This window comes from Enterococcus ratti (assembly GCF_001886195.1).
GTDB classification, from domain to species: Bacteria; Bacillota; Bacilli; order Lactobacillales; family Enterococcaceae; genus Enterococcus_B; species Enterococcus_B ratti.
The window spans coordinates 1-531 of the sequence record NZ_JXLB01000066.1 but is presented as its reverse complement, the minus strand read 5'-3'; the positions used below and the strand labels follow the sequence as shown (position 1 = coordinate 531).

Genomic DNA, 531 nt, shown 5'->3' with positions numbered 1-531 from the left:
TTTATTCAAAAGTAATCGAAACGTTTTTCCAAAATAATCATTTTTCTTATTGCCTATTGAATCCTTTAGAAGCGAAAAAGCAGCTTGATCGGGGTCTGCGTGTGCTTAAAACTGATAAACAAGATGCCCATCGTTTTGCGCAATCTCACGGGCATATGAACGGAAAAACAAGAGACATCAGTCAACCATTTATGAAGAATCCCATGATTTAGCTCGCTTTTATCAAGAAATAGAAACCGAAATCAAACGACTTAGACTGAACTTACACACCGCTCTTCAACTTAGTTTTCCAGAACTGGAACTCCTTTTTTCTAGTCGGGTATCAAAATTAGCTTTAAACTTGATTGAGCGCTTCCCTCATCCAGACTATTTAGCTGGATTAAGTCAAACTTAGGTGAAAAATATCTTAAAAAAGCACAGACAAACGACTCTCCGAAAAGAAGACTTTGGACAAAGCGCAGCTACTTCTTTCATTGGCTGCTAATTCCTATTCTGCAACCATGAAAACAAGTATTCAGGTACAGAAAGTGT

Annotated in this window: 1 pseudogene; it reads left to right on the top strand. The window is 37.5% G+C overall.

What is annotated here, in order from left to right:
- Positions 1 to 212 (top strand): annotated as a pseudogene (locus tag RV14_RS12430) (IS110 family RNA-guided transposase); the annotation flags it as partial.
- Positions 213 to 531: the final 319 nt, after the last annotated feature.